Annotated in this window: 20 protein-coding genes; 10 read left to right on the forward strand and 10 right to left on the reverse strand. The window is 34.3% G+C overall.

All coding sequences use genetic code 11. The features are described from left to right. Nucleotides 1–143 precede the first annotated feature (143 nt). From X927_RS07930 to X927_RS10220, 4 genes are all read left to right on the forward strand, one after another. Nucleotides 144–1,226 (forward strand): NAD/NADP-dependent octopine/nopaline dehydrogenase family protein, encoded by a 1,083-nt coding sequence (locus X927_RS07930; RefSeq protein WP_103077545.1) that lies wholly within the window; start codon nucleotides 144–146, stop codon nucleotides 1,224–1,226. Next, nucleotides 1,226–2,848: a cobalamin-dependent protein gene (locus X927_RS07935; RefSeq protein ID WP_103077546.1), complete on the forward strand. Its 1,623-nt coding sequence runs from the start codon at nucleotides 1,226–1,228 to the stop codon at nucleotides 2,846–2,848. Before X927_RS07930 ends, X927_RS07935 begins: the two co-directional genes overlap by 1 nt. 36 nt (nucleotides 2,849–2,884) lie before the next feature. Continuing rightward, on the forward strand, nucleotides 2,885–4,003 hold the full coding sequence (locus X927_RS07940; protein WP_169925204.1) for a type I restriction endonuclease: 1,119 nt from the start codon (nucleotides 2,885–2,887) through the stop codon (nucleotides 4,001–4,003). A gap of 443 nt (nucleotides 4,004–4,446) precedes the next feature. Further along, entirely contained in the window at nucleotides 4,447–4,623 is a 177-nt protein-coding gene (locus X927_RS10220; RefSeq protein WP_169925205.1) for a hypothetical protein, read from the forward strand. A 331-nt stretch (nucleotides 4,624–4,954) separates the two neighbouring features. Here X927_RS10220 and X927_RS07945 read toward each other — a convergent pair whose 3' ends face one another. Continuing rightward, entirely contained in the window at nucleotides 4,955–5,197 is a 243-nt protein-coding gene (locus tag X927_RS07945; RefSeq protein ID WP_103077548.1) for a hypothetical protein, read from the reverse strand. A 324-nt stretch (nucleotides 5,198–5,521) separates the two neighbouring features. Here X927_RS07945 and X927_RS07950 point away from each other — a divergent pair, with 324 nt between their 5' ends. The 4 genes from X927_RS07950 (at nucleotide 5,522) to X927_RS07965 (ending at nucleotide 9,856) form a co-directional block, all read left to right on the forward strand. Beyond that, nucleotides 5,522–7,219, forward strand: a complete 1,698-nt coding sequence (locus X927_RS07950; RefSeq protein ID WP_103077549.1) for a LytS/YhcK type 5TM receptor domain-containing protein — start codon at nucleotides 5,522–5,524, stop codon at nucleotides 7,217–7,219. After that, the gene (locus tag X927_RS07955) at nucleotides 7,200–7,907 is read left to right on the forward strand and encodes a LytR/AlgR family response regulator transcription factor (RefSeq protein ID WP_103077550.1); all 708 of its coding nucleotides are present in this window, start codon (nucleotides 7,200–7,202) and stop codon (nucleotides 7,905–7,907) included. Before X927_RS07950 ends, X927_RS07955 begins: the two co-directional genes overlap by 20 nt. A 130-nt stretch (nucleotides 7,908–8,037) precedes the next feature. Further along, nucleotides 8,038–9,459, forward strand: coding sequence for a carbon starvation CstA family protein (locus tag X927_RS07960; protein WP_103077551.1), 1,422 nt, complete (start codon nucleotides 8,038–8,040; stop codon nucleotides 9,457–9,459). A gap of 205 nt (nucleotides 9,460–9,664) precedes the next feature. Further along, nucleotides 9,665–9,856, forward strand: coding sequence for a uracil-DNA glycosylase (locus tag X927_RS07965; RefSeq protein ID WP_103077552.1), 192 nt, complete (start codon nucleotides 9,665–9,667; stop codon nucleotides 9,854–9,856). Nucleotides 9,857–9,969: 113 nt separating this feature from the next. On the opposite strand, the gene X927_RS07970 is transcribed toward X927_RS07965, so the two are convergent. From X927_RS07970 to X927_RS07985, 4 genes are read right to left on the reverse strand one after another with little or no spacing between them, the layout of a single operon-like run. Beyond that, nucleotides 9,970–10,788 (reverse strand): metal ABC transporter permease, encoded by an 819-nt coding sequence (locus X927_RS07970; protein WP_103077553.1) that lies wholly within the window; start codon nucleotides 10,786–10,788, stop codon nucleotides 9,970–9,972. Beyond that, the gene (locus X927_RS07975) at nucleotides 10,781–11,530 is read right to left on the reverse strand and encodes a metal ABC transporter ATP-binding protein (protein WP_103077554.1); all 750 of its coding nucleotides are present in this window, start codon (nucleotides 11,528–11,530) and stop codon (nucleotides 10,781–10,783) included. Before X927_RS07975 ends, X927_RS07970 begins: the two co-directional genes overlap by 8 nt. Then, nucleotides 11,520–12,407: a metal ABC transporter substrate-binding protein gene (locus tag X927_RS07980; RefSeq protein WP_103077555.1), complete on the reverse strand. Its 888-nt coding sequence runs from the start codon at nucleotides 12,405–12,407 to the stop codon at nucleotides 11,520–11,522. The genes X927_RS07975 and X927_RS07980 overlap by 11 nt, the downstream gene beginning before the upstream one ends. A gap of 48 nt (nucleotides 12,408–12,455) precedes the next feature. Further along, complete coding sequence (locus tag X927_RS07985) at nucleotides 12,456–12,857, reverse strand: Fur family transcriptional regulator (RefSeq protein ID WP_103077556.1); 402 nt, start codon at nucleotides 12,855–12,857, stop codon at nucleotides 12,456–12,458. A 294-nt stretch (nucleotides 12,858–13,151) separates the two neighbouring features. On the opposite strand from X927_RS07985, the gene X927_RS07990 reads away from it, so the two are divergent. Together X927_RS07990 and X927_RS07995 are read left to right on the forward strand one after the other, a co-directional pair. Next, complete coding sequence (locus tag X927_RS07990; RefSeq protein ID WP_103077557.1) at nucleotides 13,152–15,134, forward strand: sodium-translocating pyrophosphatase; 1,983 nt, start codon at nucleotides 13,152–13,154, stop codon at nucleotides 15,132–15,134. Nucleotides 15,135–15,264: 130 nt separating this feature from the next. After that, nucleotides 15,265–16,281, forward strand: coding sequence for a 6-phosphofructokinase (locus X927_RS07995; protein WP_103077558.1), 1,017 nt, complete (start codon nucleotides 15,265–15,267; stop codon nucleotides 16,279–16,281). An 83-nt stretch (nucleotides 16,282–16,364) separates the two neighbouring features. Here X927_RS07995 and X927_RS08000 read toward each other — a convergent pair whose 3' ends face one another. The 5 genes from X927_RS08000 to pilM all read right to left on the reverse strand — a co-directional run bounded on the left by X927_RS08000 (nucleotide 16,365) and on the right by pilM (nucleotide 23,384). Next, nucleotides 16,365–17,735: a cryptochrome/photolyase family protein gene (locus tag X927_RS08000; protein ID WP_245855509.1), complete on the reverse strand. Its 1,371-nt coding sequence runs from the start codon at nucleotides 17,733–17,735 to the stop codon at nucleotides 16,365–16,367. An 86-nt stretch (nucleotides 17,736–17,821) separates the two neighbouring features. Next, nucleotides 17,822–18,961: a hypothetical protein gene (locus X927_RS08005; protein WP_146026599.1), complete on the reverse strand. Its 1,140-nt coding sequence runs from the start codon at nucleotides 18,959–18,961 to the stop codon at nucleotides 17,822–17,824. Continuing rightward, nucleotides 18,939–20,945, reverse strand: coding sequence for an NAD-dependent DNA ligase LigA (ligA, locus tag X927_RS08010; RefSeq protein WP_103077560.1), 2,007 nt, complete (start codon nucleotides 20,943–20,945; stop codon nucleotides 18,939–18,941). The genes X927_RS08005 and ligA overlap by 23 nt, the downstream gene beginning before the upstream one ends. 14 nt (nucleotides 20,946–20,959) lie before the next feature. Further along, the gene (acpS, locus tag X927_RS08015; protein WP_012208822.1) at nucleotides 20,960–21,319 is read right to left on the reverse strand and encodes a holo-ACP synthase; all 360 of its coding nucleotides are present in this window, start codon (nucleotides 21,317–21,319) and stop codon (nucleotides 20,960–20,962) included. Continuing rightward, complete coding sequence (pilM, locus tag X927_RS08020) at nucleotides 21,297–23,384, reverse strand: pilus assembly protein PilM (protein ID WP_103077561.1); 2,088 nt, start codon at nucleotides 23,382–23,384, stop codon at nucleotides 21,297–21,299. Before pilM ends, acpS begins: the two co-directional genes overlap by 23 nt. Between the last annotated feature and the right edge of the window lie 5 nt (nucleotides 23,385–23,389).

Raw genomic sequence — 23,389 nt, forward strand, 5'->3', positions numbered from 1 at the left:
AAGTTTTAGAGTTTTTAAAGACGGTATAAATAATTTTCTAAAAATGATGTAAAATATATAATGAAAAGGTAATATTTGCAACAATCAATTTATCTTGCTATAATACTTATCCGCACAGTGAAATATAATATGGAGGTGGTTATATGGTTAAGATAGCGGTGGTTGGAGCGGGTAATGGAGGCCAGGCATTAGCTGGATATTTAGCCATGAAAGGGTTCGATGTATCTCTCTTTAATAGGTCAAAAAGGAGAATATCTCCCATCATAGACTCACATTCAATAAGAATAGAAGGTCAAGTAGTAGGTGAATATCATATATCTTTTGCCACAACAAATATGGAAGAAGCAATAAAGGGAAGAAAGTTAATTATGGTAGTTGTTCCTGCCTTCGCACATAAAGAGATAGCAAAGAGGATGGCCCCTTATTTAGAAGATGGCCAAATAATAGTGTTAAATCCCGGTAGAACAGGTGGTGCCTTAGAATTCAACAATGTATTGAAAGAAGAAAACGTAAAAAAAGACGTCATACTTGCCGAAGCTCAAACTTTCATTTTTGCCTCAAGAATGTCCAATCCTGGAGTAGCTAAAGTGTTTAGGATAAAAAACGCCGTTCCTGTTTCTGCACTACCCGCTACCAGAAATGCTGAATTAGAAGAAGTATTGTGTACTGCCATACCTGAGTTTGAAATAGTTAAGAATGTAATTTACACCAGTTTTAACAATATTGGAGTTGTTTTTCACCCTGCTACATTAATATTGAATGCAGCAAGGGTTGAAACAACAGCAGGAAAGTTTGAATTCTACTTCGAAGGGATCTCCCAATCCGTAGCAAAGGTTTTAGAAAAAATAGATGAGGAAAGATGTAAGGTTATGAAGCTTTTCAACGCCGATCCCATGACCGCGAAGGATTGGCTAAACTATGCATACGATGTAAGAGGTAACTCTTTATACGAAGCTATTAGAAACAATGTTGGTTATAGAGGCATATATGCACCGCCAACGTTGGATAACAGGTATATTCTTGAAGATCTTCCAATGAGTCTTGTACCTATCTCATCTTTTGGAGAAGAATATGGTGTGAAGACCCCTGTAATTGATTCTATCATAAATCTTGCCAATATAATGATGGGAAAAAATTTTTGGAAAGAGGGTAGAACCGTAAAAGATTTGGGTTTAGAAGGAATGAGCATAGAAGACATAATAAGACTTGTTGAGGAGGGAGAATGATGAAAAAGATCCTTGGTGCTTCTATGGGAAGTGACGTACATACAGCAGGTCTTTTAAACTTTTTGGAATTAGCTCGAAATGAAGGGTATGAGGTTATTTACTTAGGTGGAGCGGTTCCAATCGAGAAAATTATTAAAAAGATAGACGAAGAAACCCCAGATGTTGTTTCAATAAGTTATCGTTTGGGAGCTGATGCCTTCGAAAATCTTATAAAAGAATTTATAGAAAAGGCTAAAAAATTAAAAAATTATGAAAACATTGACTTTATCTTTGGAGGAACTGTTGAAACCTCACAGGTTGCAAGAAAATACGATTTCTTTAAAAAGATCTTTGATGGTTCAGAGGAAGAAGAAGATGTAGTTTTGTTTTTAAGAGGTCAAATTAAATATAAAGAAGAGAAAAATTTTCCCTCAACCTTAGCCGAAAGGATCGCCTTTAAATCCCCATATCCGCTAATTAGGCACCATATTGGGCTTCAAACAATTGAGGAAACCATCGAGGAGATCAAAAAACTCGCAGAATCTGAACTCTTGGATATCATCTCTTTGGCACCTGATCAAAACTGTCAACAATACTTTTTTGAGCAAGAAAAGATGGACCCCAACCAGGACGGAGCAGGAGGAGCTCCCATTAGAAATGAAAAAGACTTTGTTGCCATGTATGAAGCCAGTCGAAGAGGCAATTATCCTTTAGTAAGATGCTACTCTGGAACCAACCACATGGTCGAATTTTCCCAAGTTTTAAAAAGAACTATCAACAACGTATGGGCAGCGATACCCATATTTTGGTATTCTGAACTTGATAGAAGGTCTGAAAGGAACTTATTAGATGCGATAAAAGAAAATATGGAAGGAATAAAGTGGAATGCCAGGAACAACATCCCTGTAGAAATTAACGACGCCCACCAATGGGAACTAAGGTATGCGCACGACAGTTTAGCTGTTGCAACTACTTATTTAGCTGCTTATGTAGCGAAAAAACTTGGTGTAAGATGGTATGTTCAACAATATATGATGAACACTCCTCCAAAGTTATCTCCAAAGATGGATATAGCTAAGTCTTTAGCAAAATTAGAATTGGTGGAAACACTAAAGGATGAAACCTTTACACCTTACAGGATGATAAGAACTGGACTTCTTTCTTTTCCAGCCGACCCCAACAGCGCAATGGGTCAACTTGTTTCTTCCATGTTTTATTCATCTTACTTACAACCACATATAATCCACGTGGTGGCGTACTGTGAAGCAATGAAAAGGGCAACTTCAAAAGAAATAATAGAAAGTGTGAAGATGGTAAAAAGGGCAAACTCTTTAGCATCTCGTGGCTTACCTGATTTTGCCAGCGATCCTGAAATCAAAGAAAGGGTAAATTTATTGAAAGAAGAAGCCATGGTTATAATAGAAAAAATTAAAAGTCTCTCCCCTCAAAAAGAGGATCCTTTAACTGATCCTGAAACTCTTTATTTAGCGGTAAAAAAAGGGATTTTAGATGCAGTTGGGTTACAAGGCAACTCTGTTGCCAAAGGGCAAATAAAATCTGCTGTAATTAATGGAGCTTACGAAGCTGTGAATGAAAACGGTGAAGTGCTAAGAGAAGCTGAAAGAAACCGTGGAATAAAGTAAATTGGAATTAGCCAGAAATTTAAGGAGATGAAAAAAATGGATTCTATAAAAATAAATGCCTTAATTAGATGTATCGAAGACCTTCGTATGAAACTGAATAAGTACCGAAAGATTGGCCTTAAAGAATATCCCACGCGAACGATATTTGTAGACCCATTACTTCAAGCTCTCGGGTGGGATATTAGAGATCCTGATGAAGTGGAACTTGAGTATCCCACTATTGATGGAAAGTCTGTTGACTACGCTGCTAAAATAAACCGTAAGCCTGTCTTATTTATTGAAGCGAAAGCGTTAAATGATTCACTTACAGATGTTAAAGCCATTACACAAGTTGTTGGTTACGCTGCTAATGGGGGTGTAGAATGGTGTATTCTTACCAATGGTATTAACTATAAGGTTTATCATAGTACTGAAAAGGCAGAGGCCCCGAATAAACTACTTTTTGAAATTTCTCTTGATCCAAAAGAAACCGAAGGCATGTCGATTCAGCAAGTTGCAGAACAATTTGCACGTTTCTCACGTAATTCAATGGCTAAAGGTCTGCTTGATGAAATTGGTGAACAAATCTTTACAACAGGAAAGATAAGAAAAGCTTTAGATAAGCTCTTTATGGATCCCCCAAACACACTAATTAAACTTATACGCTCAACACTAGAGGACGACTCTATTAAACCAGTTCAAATCAAGAAAGCCCTAAAGATACTTTGGATCCAACCATTGGGAAATGAAATACCTTCAACTTATAAATATACTGAACAGCCTGTTCCTTCACCAGAATCTAAAGCAAAAGGGTATAACGAAGAGCATCACTTAAATGGGAAACCGCAAGAAGTCGTAGAGTTATTTAAGACATTTGATAAATTTTGTACAGAACTTGATCCAAACGTAGTCCAAAGAGAAGCCCTTAAACACTATATAAAATATACACATGGTAATAACATTTTTTGTTGTGTTCGTATTCACAAAAGTGGACTTCGTGTTTGGTTGAAATTGAATTATTCGGATTTAGAGAGTCCAGCTGAATATGTTCGTGATGTTTCAAATATCGGACACTTGGGAGTCGGAGATGTTGAGTTAACAATCGATAGTCTTCAAAGATTTCAAAATGCCAAGAGCCTAATACAAAAATCTTTTGAAGAAAACAAATCAAAATGAGTGGGGGAAATAATTGAGGAGCGGATAGATCCCAATTTGAAAACCGCATGGGACTTTGGATGCGTAATAAATACTCCTACAGAACGAATATTGTTGAGAAAGCAAAAGAAATTGACACAAGTACACAATTTATGCTAAAATAGTGTAGAGGAGAATCTAATAGATATTTGCCAATAGTCAACCAGTTACCGCCTAGGCAGGCGGAGTTTTGTGGTGAGAAAGCCATGTTTGATTAGCCTCAGCCACCGGCTAATAAAGAGAAGGTGTTTCAGACTCTGCAGTCAATGATTAAACATCTCTGAATAGAATACAGAATACCGTCGGTTGAGGAAAGGAGAAGTGTTGCTGGACAACAAACCTTATACAATCTTGAACCCCTTTCGGGGTGTTTTATCGCTAAGGGCGGTAAAAGTATTTGTATAATTATAGTCGGAGGGAATAATATGACAACAAAAGCAGATAAATCTTTTTTTGATAAATTCGAATATGTTAAAAATACCCTGGTAATAGAAGGTTATAAAATAGATAAAAATGATAGAGCGTTTTTTAAAGAGATAGAAGATAATAAATATACTAAAGAACAGATAATACAAAAAGTACTAAAAGCTTATAAAATTTAAATGAAAGATTACAGTATAAAAGATAATTACTATTGTTATGAAAATTCTTTTGTTTTAAGAAATAAATTTGAAATAAAAGACCAAAAAATATTAGATTCATGAGATTTAGTTTTTTCGCTAACAGTGTTGTTTTCAAGCAACCGTTGGAATGGAGTCTTAGGTTTCTCATATTCTTTTTTTATTGTTTTATCCTTGTCGTTCTTTACTTTGTTTTTTAGTTTAAATTGGGTATGAAGAGTTATTTAGTAAGTCTGCTCTGTTGTAAATCTCGTTGAGCAAACATACCTCTTCTTCACTCTTATATCTGAAATATCCTACCAATTTTCTTACCTTATCGCCCAGATAATCCCCAACATTTCCACAATATCACTTCATGAATAGATTCATATTTCTTCTTTGGCCCTCTTCTCTTTTTTGAATTCTTTTGAGTATCTCTTTCTTGAAACAGATATTTCTTCTTATACCTTTCAAATCTTTTTACAGCTGTAGCTCTTTTTACTTTTGTTAACTCACAATACTTTGAAATAATCTCTGACTTCTCTTTTTTACTTGATTTCAAATATTTTTCTGTCAAACCTTAGACCCCCCTCTGGGGCGTTAGCTGGTTAGTCCCATATCGAATGGCTCCATTTTTTCCTTGTCTCCTTTCAAAAAAAGTCAAGGATATGATATCATTTGTTTGCAGCATTGTGCAAACAAAGATCTTTTAAAAAAAGAGATTTTTGTTTTTGGGAAATGTGAGGGGGTTTACCCCCTCAAAGACTCGAATTATAATCTAACCAATCTTTTTCACGGACATTTAATATTATCTAATGCGATAAGTCCGGTAATGGAATGTTTAATATTTATAATATTAGGATAACAAAAGAACTATAAAATTTTTTATAGGTGATATGTAATGAAATTTTTTAATTTATTTGAGCCGCTTTTCAACAACGTTATTTATGTTATTTTAATAATAGCCTTCATAAGTAGATTGAAAGGCTTCAAAAAAATGCTTATAAAAGATAAGTTTGAAACAAAGGATAAAATATTTTTAGGGATTTTCTTTGGTTTATTTGGAATACTTGGCACTTATCTCGGGACGAATGTGGATGGAGCTATTGCAAACACAAGGAATGTTGGAGTTATCGTGGGTGGAGTACTTGGTGGACCTTTGGTTGGATTATTATCTGGTTCTATAGCTAGTATTCATAGGTTTTTAATAGATATAGATGGAATAACTACATTTCCATGCGCAATAACAACCTTTTTCAGTGGAATACTTGCGGGTTTAATATACAAATATTCTCCTTTAAATAAAAGATGGCTTTACGGGATGCTTATGGGTCTTACAACAGAATCCGTAAGTATGCTTTTAATACTGCTTTATTCGAAACCTTTTGAAAGGGCGCTAAATATCGTTAAAAGTATTTTTCTTCCTATGCCTATAATAGTTGGAGGTGGCATAGCTGTAGTTTTACTGATATTATCAGATCTGTACAGACAAAGGGATGAGATGCAAGCTGAACAAGCACATTTAGCATTAAAGATTGCAAACAAAACATTACCTTATTTTCGAGAATATTCTTATGATTCTCTAAAAAAAGCTTGTGAGATAATAAGAGAAGAAATTAAAGCTGCCGCTGTATCGATTACTGACAACGAAAAAATTTTGGCACACGTTGGCCTTGGTAGCGATCATCATATTGTCGGGGATTATTTTTCCACCGAAGCTACCAAAAGTGCTATTGAAAATAACGAAATAAAGATTTTATACAATAAAAGAGAAATCGGATGCAAGCGAAATGATTGCCCTTTAAAATCTGCAATTATAGTACCTTTAACTCAAGCAGAAGAGGTTGTTGGGGCATTAAAAATTTATTTCCCCCAAGAAAATTTAGTAACCTTAAGGGATATTTTTCTGGCCAAAGGTCTTTCACAATTAATATCTACCCAAATAGAAATTAGTAAAATAGAAAAACTAAAAATAATGGCAAAAAAAGCTGAGTTGAAAGTCTTACAGGCACAAATAAATCCTCATTTTCTTTTCAACGTTTTAAATACAATAATGTTCTTCACAAGAACAGACCCAGAGAAAGCAAGAAAATTAATACTTAACTTTTCTTCTTTTTTAAGATACAATTTAGAAATTGACAGAAGTTTCGTCAGTATAAAAGAAGAAATACAACATGTAAAATCATATTTTGAAATTGAAAAGGCAAGATATGGTGATAAGATTTCTTTAGACATTTTTATGGAAGAAGATATAAACTTTAATATTCCGCCCTTAATAATACAACCTCTGGTAGAAAATTCTATAAAACATGGAATCATGGAAGGAAAAAGGAAAGGTAAAATAACAATTAATATTGGTAAGACCGACTATAATGAATTTTTTGTTGAAGTATCAGATGATGGTAAGGGAATCGATGATGAAACAATAAAAAAAGTTTATAACAATTCTTTTAACCACAGTGTGGGACTTTCAAATGTTCATAATAGATTAAAGTTAACCTATGGAAATGGATTAACAATAAAAAATACTGACAAAGGTACGAAAATATCTTTTAAAATAACTGAAAGAGGAGAGAAAATTGAACTGTATAATAGTTGAAGATGAATATCCCGCACGTGAAGAACTGAAATATTTTATAAACAAATTTAGTGATATTTCAATATTGGAAGAATTTGATAATTCTTTAGATGCTTTAGATTTTTTGAAATCAAATTTAACCGATGTCATTTTTTTGGATATAAATATGCCAGGTGTCAACGGCATATCGATGGCAAAAATAACAAAAAAATTAAGAAATTCGCCAAAGTTTGTTTTTATAACTGCATATCCAGAATACGCTGTGGATGCATTTGAAATAGAAGCTTTTGACTATATATTGAAACCATATTCCGAAGAACGGATAATATCCACCTTAAAAAAACTTGAAAGGAATTCTGAAGATGAAGAGCGTTCTAATGGTAAGGTTGCTTTAAAAGATGGTGGTAAGATCGTTTTGAAAAATAAAAATGATATTTATTTTTGTAAAGCAAACGGAAAGGATACTTTGGTATATACAAAAGATCAAGTTTATAAAACAAACATAGGAATATCAGAATATTTAAAAATTTTGAATGATTCTAACTTTTTAAGAACTCACAAATCCTATATTGTAAATATAAATAAAATCAAAGAGATAATTCCTTGGTTTAATAATACATATAACATTAAATTTGAAGATATAAAAGAAGAGGCGTATGTAAGCAAAAATTTTATTAAAAATTTTAAAAACAAATTAAGTATAAAATAATATTTATTTCATAACAAAAAGAGTACATCTTATTGCTAAAAGTAGGTAACTCATTCCACAAAACTATTCTCCCTTCTTTGTGAATGTTATGATTTATATATGTCATTTCATTTCAAAGGAGGGATTTTTGATGATTACTTTTTTTAGTGGGTTAGCTCTTTTATTGTTAGGCTACTTAGTGTACTCAAAAGTTGTCGAAAAGATATTTGGAATTTCCGAAAGTCGGAAAACACCAGCTATAACAATGGAAGATGGAGTAGATTATGTACCTATGAAAGGATGGAAAATTTTCTTAATCCAGTTTTTGAATATAGCTGGATTGGGTCCAATATTTGGAGCTATTTCAGGAGCTTTATGGGGCCCAATGGCATATTTGTGGATAGTTTTTGGAAGCATTTTTGCAGGAGGAGTACACGATTTCTTTTCAGGAATGTTATCTGAACGACTTAACGGGGCAAGCGCCTCAGAAATAGTAGGTACATATTTAGGAAATTTTATAAAACAGGTAATGAGAATATTTACGGTAGTACTACTGATTTTAGTTGGAACGGTCTTTGTAACAGGTCCTGCAGATCTGTTAGGTAATTTAACAGGATGGAATGTGGGTATTATATCGCTCTTTATATTATTTTATTATTTTTTATCAACGATTTTACCAATCGACAAATTAATTGGTAGAGTATATCCAATTTTCGGTGTTGCCCTAATGATAATGGCTGTAGGCATTGCCTTGAGTTTGATTTTTCAAGGATATGAATTACCCGAAATGAGCTTACAAAATATGCATCCTAACTCACTAAATGCTTTCCCTATGCTTTTTATCACGATCAGTTGTGGAGCAATCTCAGGCTTCCACGCAACTCAATCTCCTTTAATGGCAAGAACAATTACTAGCGAAAAACAAGGAAGAAAAATCTTTTACGGCGCCATGATAGCCGAAGGTGTAATAGCTATGATATGGGCTGCTGCTGCAATGTCTTTTTATGGAGATTACCAAGCTCTAGGAAATGTTTTGAATACTGGTGGACCTGCCCTTGTAGTAAATGAAATTTCTAATACATTGATGGGAAAAATAGGTGGAATACTAGCAGTTTTAGGCGTGATAGCGGCTCCAATAACCTCAGGAGATACAGCATTTAGAAGTGCAAGACTTACAGTTGCAGATAGCTTCAAATGGAGTCAGAAAAAAACTGTAAGCAGATTATCCCTTGCTATTCCCTTACTCACTCTTGGATTTATCCTAACAAAAATAGATTTCTCTATAATTTGGAGATACTTCTCATGGTCCAACCAGACACTTGCTATGATCGTCTTATGGGCATCTGCATCTTTCCTTGCAATGAATAAAAAATTCCATTGGATTGCAACTGGACCTGCAGTGTTTATGTCAGCAGTTACAGTTGCTTACATATTCCAAGCACCGGAGGGGTTTCAATTGAATCCTTTATTATCAAATATTATAGGAATAATAGCTGCACTAATTTTCTTTTCAATTTTTAGCTTTAAAATCAGAAAATACAAAAAAGAGCCTGCAACCGAAAGTGCTTACTGAATAAATGACTTAAGAACAGTTTTTCTTAAAAGAAAAGATTAAATAATATGGTATCATACAATATAGGAGTGTAAAAAATACATAAGGAGTGATACCAGCTGAGAAAAGAGCCACTCAAATTCTTTGAACAGATACTGAATACAGTATAACTAGACTACATAATGAAGGCAGTGTAGAAGCTCTAAAAAACGAGGAGAATATTATTATGACTTGTAAATGGTATATCGTTTGTCCAATGAAGAGATATTATGATGAGGGTAAATTAGATAAAAAGTGGATAGAAAATTATTGTCATGGTGACTACAAAAGTTGCGTACGCTATCAAATGGAAGAAACAGGTAAGTACCATCCGGACAATATGCTACCGGATGGAACAATTGATAAGCGTTTAAAATAAGATATTAACTAGTTGAAAGAAAAAAATATTCTGCTCTCTCAACAGTTTTTAAAAAGAGCAGAATATTTTCTTTATAGTGCAAGTTGTGACTTAAAGCAAAAATTAAAAAGTATCTACTGAGCAAAAGACTTAAGAACCGTTTTTCTTAAAAGATATGCAATTAGAAATATTAGAAACATTGTCAGGACTATCATTGGGCCTGATGGAACGTTTAAGTAATAAGATAAAAAAATACCCAAAACAGATGAGAAAACACCGACTATTACGGATATTATCAACATTTGGTTTATACTTTTTGCATAAAGCTTCGCTATAACACCAGGGGTTATAAGTAGAGCCGTTATTAGTATGATCCCTATTATTTTAACGGAAACAACTATGGTAACGGATGTAATTGTTAAAAACAACAAGTTTATTATGTTTGTGGGAACCCCAAATATTTTACTTAATCTTTGATTGAATGAATAATATTTAAGTTCTTTATTTAAAAAAATAACTATAAAAAGAATAAGTAAGTCAAAAATTCCCAATAAAATCAAGTCTTCTTGAGTTATCATTAATACGTCTCCAAATAGGAAACTATCGATTTCGGGGACGTATCCTTTTTTGAATGAAAGTAAAATTATACCTATAGCCATAGAAAGAGATAAGAGCATCCCTATAACACTATTTTCTTGCACTCTTTCTTTTTTACCTAGTTGGTGTATAGTTATTGCAAATATAATGGCAACTATTATAGACAATAGGTTCATATTCAATCCAAAGTAAAGAGCAAAAGCTATAGCACCAAACGCCACATGGGCAGCTCCGTTTCCAATAAACTCCATCTTTTTTAGGACTATGAAATTTGATAGCAACGCGCTACCAAAACCTGAGAGAATAGCACCAATTAAGGCGTATCTCATAAAAGGATAACTTAGAATATCAATCATCTCTATTACTAACCACCTTCATCTTTTCATTGATGTGAATAAATAGTTCAAAGTCTTTAGAGTACAAAGATCGCAAATCATTGATATCAAGATCAGCGGTACTTTTATGGCAGTGTAGTGTTTTGTTCATGCACATAATTTTGTTCGTTTCTTTGAAAATCATGTTCAAATCGTGACTTATTATAATTATACTCATATCGCTATTTTGCTTTAGATCTCTAAGAGTTCCATACAGTATATTTTGCCCTTCTTTATCGATATTGGCTTCAGGTTCGTCCAGCATTAATATATCAGGATCGGAAACCAAAGCCCTTGCCACCATTAACCTTCTGTACTCTCCTCCAGATAGTTTCCCCACTAGTCTGTCGTACAGATGCTCAATTTGTAAAAGTCTGAGGGTTTGTCTTACTTTTTCATAATGTTCTTCTTTAAACCTTTTAAAGGGGCCGACTTCACTGTACAAACCCATTAAGGCGACTTCATATACCTTGATGGGAAAATCCCTTTCCCTCTCTTCCAATTGTGGAACGTACCCTATTTTCCCATTTATCTTTATTTCTCCTGTATAATCTTTGATTTCTCCAATTAGAGTTTTTATTAAGGTTGATTTTCCAGCTCCATTGGGTCCAATTATCCCTACAAAGTCTCCTCTATAAATATCAAAAGATATATTGATCAGTATATTGTTGTTTTCAGCTGAATAATTCAAATCTCTAACGGATATTAAAGGATCAGTAGCCATAATTCACCACCCGTATGATTTCAAACAAATTGTATACGTACAGAGATTCTAAATCGAATACTCTTTCCACACTTCCTAAAGGGTCCAAAACTCCTATATTTAAATCCAAGTTTTCAGCTACAGCACTCACAGCCTTATCACTGAGTTGAGGTTCATTGAAAATAGCCTTAACATTTTTCTCTTTAGCAACGTTCGTTAATTCAACTAACTGCTTTGGAGTGGGTTCGACCCCAGGAGAGAGTTGAATCACACCAGCAATTTTTATATTGTATCTTCTTGCAAAATAATCGTAGGAGTTATGAAGCGTAAATATTGAACCATCGATGACCTTCGCTTTTTCAGCAAGGTATTTATCAAGCAAAATCAATCTGTTTATATATCTTTCAGCGTTTTTGTCGTAGTAATCTTTATTTACAGGGTCTAATTCTCCAAAAACCTCTGCCAAGCCTGGAACGATGTAGGTATACATAATATATGGATCTAACCAAATGTGAGGATTGTATGCAAACTCTTCATGGTCATGATCTTCGTCAATTCCGCTCATACTTATAAGTTCTTCACGTGGAATAAAATCGGAAACTTCAATTATTTTCACACCCTGCTTTTCCAGATTCTTGGTTAGATTAGAGATAAAAATTTCTAAAGCTAAACCGTTTGTAATTAAAATATCAGATTCGTACAAGGGCACTAGTTCCTTTGGTGTTGGCGAGTATGTGTGTGGACTCTTACCTGGAGGAACAACAAGGTTCACTTGACCTTTTTCTTGTATTATTTCTTTACTTACATAGTAATAGGGTAATATCGACGTTGAAACGTTTAAAGCGAATACTAGGAACGAAGCTAATAAAACAACGGTTGTTAAAATCGTTTTTTTCATACCTTCTCTCACCTACTTTTTATATTTTTGGTTACTTTAAAAATATTTCTACTCATCGAGATTATCATACTGGTCGTCTGTGGTAATCTTCTGACATTTTTTACATATTCCTTCAAAATAAAGGGTATGAGTCAAAACTTTGAAACCCAATCTTTCTTTTATATATTTACTCATCTGTTCAGAGTAACATAGATCGAACCTTTCAAATTTCTTGCATTTTATACAGTATATGAAATGGAAATGCCCTTCTCCCTTAAAAAAATATTTGATCTTGTCAGAAAAAACTATGGATTTAATCTCTCCGTTTTCTTCATAATTTTTCAAGTTTCTGTAAATTGTAGATTTATCATAATCTTCATTGAGTTTTTCATAAATTTGTTCGGCGTTGAGCGGATAATCGTACTCATCTAACACGCCTAAAATTTCTCTGCGAGCTTTTGTATTTCTCATGGAAAGTTCACCTCTTCAGGATAAACATGAATAACGTTAAACTGTTAATACCGCAAAATGCAAATGATTTGTTTTTGCAACTAATTTGCATAAGCATTATACAACAAAAATTTTAAAATGTCAAGTTTTTTTATGGTATAATCTAAAAAACTAAAGGAGATCTTTCACTTAAGTTCTATAACTACTTATGATGAAACTCTTTTGTTTCTTGATCAGGGTCCGGACAAAGGATGTTATCTATACAGCTTTAGAGCTTCTTAAGAAGGTATACTGGATTCTAAAAGGAGGGAAAGTATGGGTGCTATTTCTCAAATCATATCGGTTATATGTGGGTTTATCGGATTAATTTTTACCGTTTTTTTAGTTTTCAATATTTTAGAAAAATCTCCTGGGAATGAAAGAATGCAAAAACTTTCGAAAATAATTCAAGTGGGAGCTCGTTCTTTTTTATTTTCAGAATATAGGATTCTTTTTGTTGTTATATTTTTATTCGCTGCTTTTCTGTGGTTTGTAAGCTCTTATCAAATGGCTTTGTCTTTTATTTTAGGATCGGTATTTTCAGTTTTATCAGGTTTTTTAGGGATGTCAATAGCTACCAGAGCCAATGCTAGAACAACCAATGCGGCGATAAACAATTTAAAAGATGCATTGGCTGTATCTTTTAATGGTGGAGCGGTTATGGGAATGATTGTTACTTCTTTAGGATTAATGGGATTGGGAGGTATATTTTTTCTTGGCAAAGGAAATACTGAATTAATGAGTGGCTACGCCATGGGAGCATCTTTTGTGGCACTCTTTGCAAGAGTTGGAGGGGGTATTTTTACAAAAGCTGCCGATGTAGGAGCTGACTTAGTTGGTAAGGTTGAAGCAAATATTCCAGAAGATGATCCAAGAAATCCGGCAGTTATTGCTGACAATGTCGGAGATAATGTGGGAGATGTTGCAGGTATGGGGGCTGATCTGTACGAATCTTATGTTGGCTCTATTTTTTCTGCTTCAGTGTTGGGCAGTGTAGCTTTTTCTATTAATGGGGCAATTTTCCCCTTTTTTGTTGCTTCATCAGGTTTGATATTATCAATTTTAGGTATTATTTTTGTTAATTACTATATCAAAAAAGCAAAGGAAGTTGAGCCCGAAAAGGTTCTACACTTTGGTACATATATGACGGCATTTCTTCAAGCGATAGTAGTTTTTTTCTTATCTAAAATTGTCTTCGGTAATTTTTCTGGAGGTTTAATAGTTATTTTAGGTATGGTAGTTGGAATTCTTATAGGAGTTTTCACCGAATATTACACTGCAAAAAAACCTGTAACAGAGCTTGCTAAAAGTGCTCCATCAGGTTCGGCTCCGTTGATTATCAATGGCCTTGCCCTAGGGATGGAATCAACGCTTTTCCCTATTCTTTTAATAGGAACAGCTATTGTAATTTCATTCTACGTTTATGGCCTTTTTGGAATAGCTATTGCAGCTGTTGGAATGCTTTCAACACTGGGTATGAGTTTATCAATCGATGCATATGGCCCTATCGCCGATAATGCAGGTGGAATTGCGGAAATGGCTCATTTAGATCCATACGTTCGAGAAAGAACGGATAAGTTGGATGCTGTGGGAAATACAACAGCCGCTATGGGAAAAGGCTTTGCAATAGGATCTGCTGCTTTAACCGCACTCGCTTTGTTCGCTTCTTATTTGCAAGTAACAAATATTTCAGTAGTAGATTTGAATGATGCAAATGTATTTACAGCCTTGTTAATCGGTGCAATGCTTCCATTTCTGTTTTCCTCTTTGGTGATGAAAGCAGTTGGTAACGCCGCAAACCTTATGGTTGAAGAAGTAAGGAGACAGTTTAAAGAAATTGTTGGATTAATGGAAGGAAAAGCTGATCCAGACTATGGTAAGTGTGTAAAGATTGCTACCGATGGTGCTCTAAAATATATGATACTTCCTTCTTTAATCGCCGTAATAGCTCCAATAATTGTTTACTTCTTATTAGGCAAGCAAGCTGTTGCTGGAATGTTAGCAGGAACAACTGGCTCAGGCGTTATGTTAGCTATATTCATGGCTAACTCTGGAGGTGCCTGGGATAACGCTAAGAAGTTAATAGAAACAGGAAAATACGGGGGAAAAGGGTCTTTGGCTCACAAAGCTTCTGTTGTAGGAGATACTGTGGGGGATCCTTTAAAAGATACAGCAGGACCTTCCATAAATATTTTAATAAAACTCATGTCTATAGTTTCTATAGTGATTGTCCCTGTCTTAATTAGAATTTTTGAGTGAAACTCTTAATTAATATGGTTGGTGTGAATACCATCCTCTTTATGGGCGGGCTGCGGGGCAAAGGGGCGCTAACACAAGGTTTTAGAGTTCCTGAAGTTAGTATAATTAAAATTTGGAGGTGCAGATAAAAATGAAAAGAGTTGCTGTTTTAAATGTAGGCGGAGATTGCCCAGGTTTAAATGCCGTAATCCGGGCACTCATCGTTAAAGGCGCCGAAGAGGATATCGAAGTTATTGGCGTTTACGACGGTTTTCTAGGTCTAGTTGAAGACAAATTAACAATCTTGGCCAAAGAACATGTCTCAGGTAAATTACCTGAAGGTGGAATAATTTTGGGCTCTTCAAAATATGATCCTACTGTTAATCCAAATGATTTGAACAAGTTAAAAAATAACTTTGAGAGATATCAAATAACGAGTTTGATATTGTTAACAGGCCATACTGGAGCAAATATCGCCTTAAAATTGGCAAATGAAGGCATACCTTCGATAATAATACCTGCTACCGTTGATAACGATCTATACTGGACGGATCTTAGTGTAGGTTTTCTAACTGCATTACAGATCGTCACCGATGCGTTAGATAAACTTCATTCCACTGCTAGTGCGGGTCATAGGGTAATAGTTGTAGAAACCGGTGGAGACGAAGCAGGATGGTTGGCTACAATTGGTGGAATGGCAGGTGGTGCTGATTATATAATAGTACCAGAGTTCGAGTTAGACCCTAAAGATATGATTGAAAATATTAAAAAGAGATATTCTGCAGGTAGAAGATTTTCCATAGTCGTAGTAGAAGAAAAAGTCAAACTTCCCGAAGAGGTTCAAAATATAATAGGCGATCCAAAGGTTCGTCAATACATGAAACCAGCAGAATTAATCACAGAGTACATAAAATCTAATCTGCAAAATGTTGAATGTAGAACCGTTGATTTGGATTATCTACAAAGAGGAGGAACCCCTTCATCCTTTGATAGATACCTGGCTTTTAAATTTGGTGTTTCTGCTATAGACGCTGTTAAAAAAGGAAAATCTAATGTGGCTTTAGGTTTGGATGGTTTTAATGTTGTAGAAAAACCCTTTACGGACGAAATTTTGAAGAACAAAGAGATAAGTCGAGAATTATACGAAATGGGTAGATTGTTTTTCTAAAAATATTTGGCGGTGCTTTTTGCACCGCTATATTTAAACGTATTATTAAAATCCACAGATAACAAACATACTTCGCTTTTTGATCATATTTTATAAAGTTTTTTAGCCTTTTCTGAAGCTATTTTATGATCGACAATAGGTGTTGGATAATCGATGTCTTTTGGAATGTTCAAAGTATGTATTTGCTCTGAGTTAAGATTGGTTAATTCTGGTAACCAAGTTTTTATGTAATTACATGCAGGATCAAATTTTTGCTGTTGCAAAATTGGGTTAAATATTCGGAAAAAAGGCTGCGCATCACAACCTGTTGAAGCAACCCATTGCCAATTACCGTTATTAATTGCAGGATCGTAGTCAACTAATTTTTGTGCAAAGTATTTTTCTCCCCATCGCCAATCAATATGTAAATCCTTAACAAGAAAACTCCCTGTTATCATTCTTACTCGGTTATGCATCCATCCCGTTAGATTCAGTTGTCTCATTCCAGCATCAACTATAGGATAACCTGTTCTCCCTGTACACCAAGCTTTGAATTTATCCAAATTATTTTCCCACTGTATTTGGTTATATTTCTCCTTGAAGGAATTCCCTAAAACATGAGGGAAATGATAAAGAATATGAGTAAAAAAATCACGCCAGTGAAGTTGTGTAATAATTTCGTGTTCATTACCGAAGTTTTTATCTACTTTTCTATCAACCTCTCTCACAGAAACTGTTCCAAATTTAAGATGGGGAGATAATTTTGTTGTTCCATCGATTGAAGGTATGTTTCTAATTTCACTGTAATTTTTTAATTTGACTATTCTCTCTATATAACTTAACCCTTCTTTTCGCCCACCCTTTAATATTAAATTTTCATTTTGCGGAAATTTATCAACCTGAAGAGCAATACTTGAGCTAATTCCTTCTGTAAAATAATTTTTAAATTTATTCTTCTGCGGTTCTCGCACATCTATTTTTTTGGATTTTTTTAAAAAATCGGTGAACTTTATATATGGCATTCCATTATCTTTCAAAACTTCTGTAGGTTCATGTAATAAAACATCAAAATGTTCTTTGAAATCTACTCTTTCCTTTTCACAATTGGCTTTTATTTCGTTATCTCTTTTCTTACTAAATGGAGTGTAATCTTTATTCACAAAAACTGCTTCTATTCCTAATGTTTTGATTAAACTTTCAACTACTTTAGAAGTAAGTCCTTCAAAAAAGTATAGTCTAGCGTTCAATTGGTGTAGCTCATCATTGAGTTCTTTTAGACTGTTGATCATAAATTGAACCGCATTGTCTGATTTGTAATCGTTGTCTTTAATCTGTCGGTCATCGAATATAAAAGCAGGTATGACTCTTTCACAACTTTGAAGAGCTTCTATGAGAGAAGTATTATCCTCTAACCTAAGATCTCGTCTGAATATGTGCAACCCAATTTTATATTTATAATTCGGTATTTTTACCACCTCTAAGGCCTTTAGTATGTCTTTTATAATTAAATACAACTTACCTAAGCTAATAATAAAAAGGTAATTTTAAAGTATTGAGAATTTTAAAACCCTACTTCAAATGAAAAGGATATTTTGATGAATGGTGTTGTTTCTCCGTATGGTCCAGGCCAACCTTCAACATCTTCTTTTCTCTCATCATCGTAGGGTGTTTCTAAATTTATTTCACCTTTGAGGTAGTGTTCGAAGGTAATTTTGTATCTGGTTGTTTCGTTGGCAATATCTAATCCTATTAAGTAACCTTCCATATCGTTCCCGTAGTCAAAGCCTATGGGAATATCTTCTTCATTGTATTTGGCGGTATACTTCAAGTAAGGTGCCCATTGATTGTACATCCAAGTGTAAATCTTATAATACTCAATTTTCGGAGATATGTAATATTTAGAAGTTTTGCCGACTAATCTTGTTCCTACTCCCCAAGCAAATGCGGTTGGTTTGTAATCTGTTGCTCCCTCTTCAGTATCGGGTACTACAAAATCGTCCATCGCGAATTGTCCATATATTTGCCAACCGTTGGTAGGAATGATAGAAGCATCTACTCCCAACATATTATTTGAGAATCCTTCACCTAAGTTATTATGAGCTATACCAAAAGGGTTAGCATCAGAAAGGTCAGGGTATTTTCCACCGATCAAATTCAATTCGTTCAAAGAAAGCCTAACTCTATCGAAAAGATTAAATTCTAATCTGTGTATGAACAAGGTTTTTGAAGGATCACAATACCCAAAATCTTCCAATCCAGATCTATCAGAATTACCATCAAAAGAGGTATCTTTTTGCCTTTCTAACTCTTCCTCAGTTAAGTAAGGGTCAAAGAAGTACATGGCTGATACAATTCTCATACTTCCTGCATCGTATCCCCCCATGAACCCAGTAACATAAGGTAATGAGTCAGATAGATATACCCCTCTTTCCAAATCTGACCAATTGGTTTCAAATATTCCACCAATCAACCACAGGGGATCAAAAGATTTGTAAAAGAAACCAGGGTAAACTTCAAACTCATCATTTGAATTTATTGGGTAAGGTGTTATGTTTGTAAAATCTTTACCTGCGTATATTGAAGATAGTAGATAAACTTCGTTTGTAGTTATTTCAGAGAAGCCCTTCGTATTAAAAAGAATGAAGATAAGTACTAATGTTTGAAGCGTAACTATTTTTCTAACTTTCTCCATATTCATCAAAGAAGTCTTCTTCACTCATTATAGTAATTCCGTAACTTTGAGCTTTATCTAGTTTAGAACCAGGGTTTTCTCCAACGACTAGGATATTTGTTTTCTTCGTCACGTTTTCAGAGAAGGTACCACCTTTAGATTCAACGTATTCGGCAAATTCTTGCCTTGTCATTTTAGAAAGTGCGCCGGTTTGACATATAATTAAACCTTTTAAAGGCCCTTCTGATTTTTCTTCTTCTTTTTTGCCTATGTTGACCCCGGCATCTTTTAATTTTTTAATGATCTTTTTAACTTCTTCCTGTGAAAAAAACTTTATAATTGCATTTGCTATATCTTCACCAATACCCTCTATTTCTACAAGTTCATCGAATTTTGCGTCTATTAAACTGTCTAAATTTTTAAAATGATTAGCAAGGTCTTTCGCCGTTTTTAAACCAACATTTGGTATCCCAAGAGCGTTAATTAATCTGTACAATTCTCTATTTTTGGATTGCTCTATTTGTGTCAATATATTTTCTACCGTTTTGTCTCCTATACCTTCTCCTAAGCTTCTAATTTTTTGTTCGTTTAAATAATAAAGATCTGCCACATCTTTAACTAAACCTGCATCTACCATTCTTTTTAATATCTTTGGGCCAAGTCCTTGGATATTCATTGCGTTTCTTGAAACAAAATTTTCCAACGTTCTTAAAAGCTTTTCTGGACAAGAGGGATTCAAACATCTTATTGCCACTTCGGAAGCTTTTATTTTTCCAACTTTTCCACCGCATACAGGGCATTTTTCAGGGGTTTGGATTATTTTTTCTTCCCCAGTTCTTTTTTCTTTAATAGGGCCTATAACTTGTGGTATTATGCCACCTGCTTTTTCAATTAATACGTAATCGCCTTCCCTTATATCTCTTTCTTTTATATAATCAAAGTTGTGTAGACTTGCCCTTTTTACCGTTGTTCCTTCGAGTTGTATGGGGTCAAATTCTGCAACGGGGGTTATTATCCCTGTACTCCCAACTTGAAGCTTTATAGCTTTTAGTTTCGTTTCTTTCTGTTCAGCTTCAAATTTGAAAGCTATTGCCCATCGTGGGGATCGGGCAGTTTCACCAAGGACTCTCTGTAATTCAAAACTGTTCACCTTAACTACTATTCCATCTACTTCGTATTCTAATTCCTTTCTCCTTCGATTCCATTCTTTCCAAAATTCTATAACTTGTCCAATATCTTCGGCCTTTTTGTAATTAGGATTGATTCTGAAACCAACTTCTTTCAGAAAATTTATTGCTTCCTCTTGAGTTTCTAAGTTGTAATTTTGAGGGAAGATAACGTAATACATAAAAGAGCTTAACTTTCTTTTTGCCACTTCAGTACTATCCAAAAGTTTTAAAGTGCCCGCTGTGGCATTTCTAGGATTAGCGAAAACAGGTAACCCTTTTTCTTCCCTTTCAGAATTTATTCTCACAAATTCTTTTTTTGGCATGTATATTTCTCCACGTACTTCAATGGTTAGATTTTTTCTCAATCTTAAAGGAATAGAGGGGATCGTTTTTACGTTTTGTGTGATATCTTCTCCGGTCGTTCCATCACCCCTGGTTATAGCTTGAGTTAATACTCCATCGGTGTACTTTAAAGCTACCGATACTCCATCTATCTTTAGTTCACAGAAGTACTCAACATGGGTTAAGTTCAAGTTCTTTAAAACCCTTTTGTGAAAATCTAAGATTTCTTCTTCGTTGTAGGTGTTATCTAAGGATAACATCGGTATGGAATGGTTTACTTTATTGAATCCCTCAACAACTATCCCACCGATCCTTTGAGTGGGAGAATCGGGTGTTTTCAATTCGGGATATTTCTTTTCGAGCTCTACTAATTCTTTAAATAGCTTATCGTATTCCTGATCCGAGATAATGGGATCAGCCAATACGTAGTATCGGTAGTTATGTTCTTCTATTTCTGCTTTTAACTTTTCGTATCGTTCTTTTATGTTTTTTGGTATGTCCAAATTACAATCCCCCTTTAGTCTTCATCTATCACAACCGCTGTTGCTACGGCAAACTCTCTTTCATGGGCTATAGATATGTGTATCGTTCCGTTACCTCCAAACTTTTCGAATAGATATTTCACCGATTCTTCATCTAAATAGGGTTCTCCACTTTGTTTGTTTAGAACGGTAATTTGTGAGTAAGGGATAAACCTTTTGAAACATTTTATTAAAGATTCTTTTACTGCAAAACGACCCGCTGCATATTCTTTTTTTCTTTTTTGCCCTTTAAACGTATCGTATATTTCTTTTTCTTTTTGAGAGAGAATTTTTTGGACGTTTTTTTCGTTGATCCTGTCGACTTTTACGATGTCAACTCCTATTCCTCTGATCATTGATTAACAACCTCACATTCGCACCTGGTTCGATCTTTTGTAGAAAGCTTTCGACTTTTTGGTCATTTAAGTAAATTTCATAAGATTGAATTTCTTCCATGTTTATGGAAAGATGAGAAAATACATCTATTAATTGAACATCCTTTTTTACCTTTTTAATCGAGTAATTTGCTCCATTGCTCACTTCTTCTTCTATGTCAATTATTTTTCCATCATAGGATGCGATTATTTCTTCTTTGTTTAAATGAACCTCTTTCCCGTTTAAAAATACTTTCATCTTTTCGGTTTCGATATCCAAGAATTCTTTTATCTTAGGAAGCTTTACCGCCTTTGTTTTTAGAAGATCTCCATTTTTTATTTGATAATCTTTATCTAAGATTTCTTCGTCTTTCATGATAATCGTACCCACAGGGACTTCATATGGAAGGTTATTTATTGTGAAGAAAATTTTCTCGTTGTACTCTTTAAATACATCTTCTATTTTTGGAGGTGAAGTAAATATTTTATCTCCATCTTTGATCTCTTCTTCTAAGCTTTCTATTTTTTCACCATTTTTTATTACTACAGGATAAGTGGTTTTGGGTTCTCCATTTAAGTAAAATTCAATGGGTTGAATCACGTCTTTCAATTTTAAATTGACAGGTTTGCCATTTTTAGGTTCTTCTATTTCAATGTGATCTCCTGGTTTAATGGGAGAATGTATATCCGCCGATACTCCGTTTACTGTTATTTTTGCCTTTTCGCCCATATTTCCCTTTTTTATCTGTAATTTTTCGTTCAGTTCGAAAGCTATCGCAGGGGATGGCAGTCCAACCAATTTGTCTAGAGAATAACCTGATTGTAGTAACGCCTGTAAAACGTTCATGTCTTTACCTATGATTAACATATTTACATTTCTTCCGTTTATTTTAATGGTATTGAATACACTACCCTGTTTTTTCAGTGCGACATTTACTATACCTAAAGGGGTTATGTATTCACTACCTTCCATTCTTTTTGATTCAAAAATGATATTCTCCAAGTTTTTGGTAGTTTTTAAAGATACCCTTTCTTTGGAAAGTCCAAGTTTGCCGGCTAATTTTTCGGTGAAAGTTGGTACTTTTCCTCCACCACCTACTACCATCACAGCAACAGGAGGTTTCCCATTTAGATTTAATATTTCTTTAGCTATTTTATCCGTTATGGTGTCTATAACAGGGGTTATTATCTTGATTATCTCTTCTTTTCTTACAATTTGTGCATTATCCAGAATATCGTTGTATGTAATTTCATCGTTTTGAGATAATTGTTTTTTTATCTTTTCAGCGGTTTTGAAATCCACCAATAGTTGTTGAGAGATAGTATCTGTTATCTCATCCCCAGCTAAGGGTACCATTCCATAGCCTGTTATTACCCCTTTATTTGATATGGATATGTCGCTTGTTCCTGCTCCTACATCTACCATCGCAACATTCAGGTTTCGCAAGTCCTCAGGCACAACTAAACTTGTGGCGGCTATCGGTTCCAATGTGACATGGATTGGTTTTAATCCAACTTTATCCAATACAGACATCATAGCTTCTACAACATTTTTTGGTAGATAAGCTGCCAAAACTTTTACTTTTGCTTGATTACCTCTTTGCCCTTCTAGATGTTTAATCCATTGATTATCAAGACTGTAGTAGAGTATGGAGTATCCTACGCAGTACATTTCTTGGGAGTAGTTTAATTTTTCTGTAGACACTTTAACGGCTTCGAGTTCCATCTTTTTGATTGTTTCACTGTCTAAATAACCATGAGTTGAAATATCAAGGCTGTATGAGCCAATTGAAGAGATAAGAAACCTACCAGCTATAGCGATGGCAACTTCGGAAAGATTGATGAAACTTTCCTCCTCCAGTGTTTTCTTTATTTTGAATACACCTTTTGCAACCTTGTTGACATCATGAATTTGTCCGTCAAGCATCGCTCTATTTTCGTGCTCAACTTCTGCAAAATGCTTGATTATTATATTTTCTGTTTCTTCATCATATTCTGCCAATGTCCCTACAAGAGTCCTTGTACCTATATCAAGTCCAAAGATCATTTCCA

This window comes from Petrotoga mexicana DSM 14811 (assembly GCF_002895565.1).
GTDB classification, from domain to species: domain Bacteria; phylum Thermotogota; class Thermotogae; order Petrotogales; family Petrotogaceae; genus Petrotoga; species Petrotoga mexicana.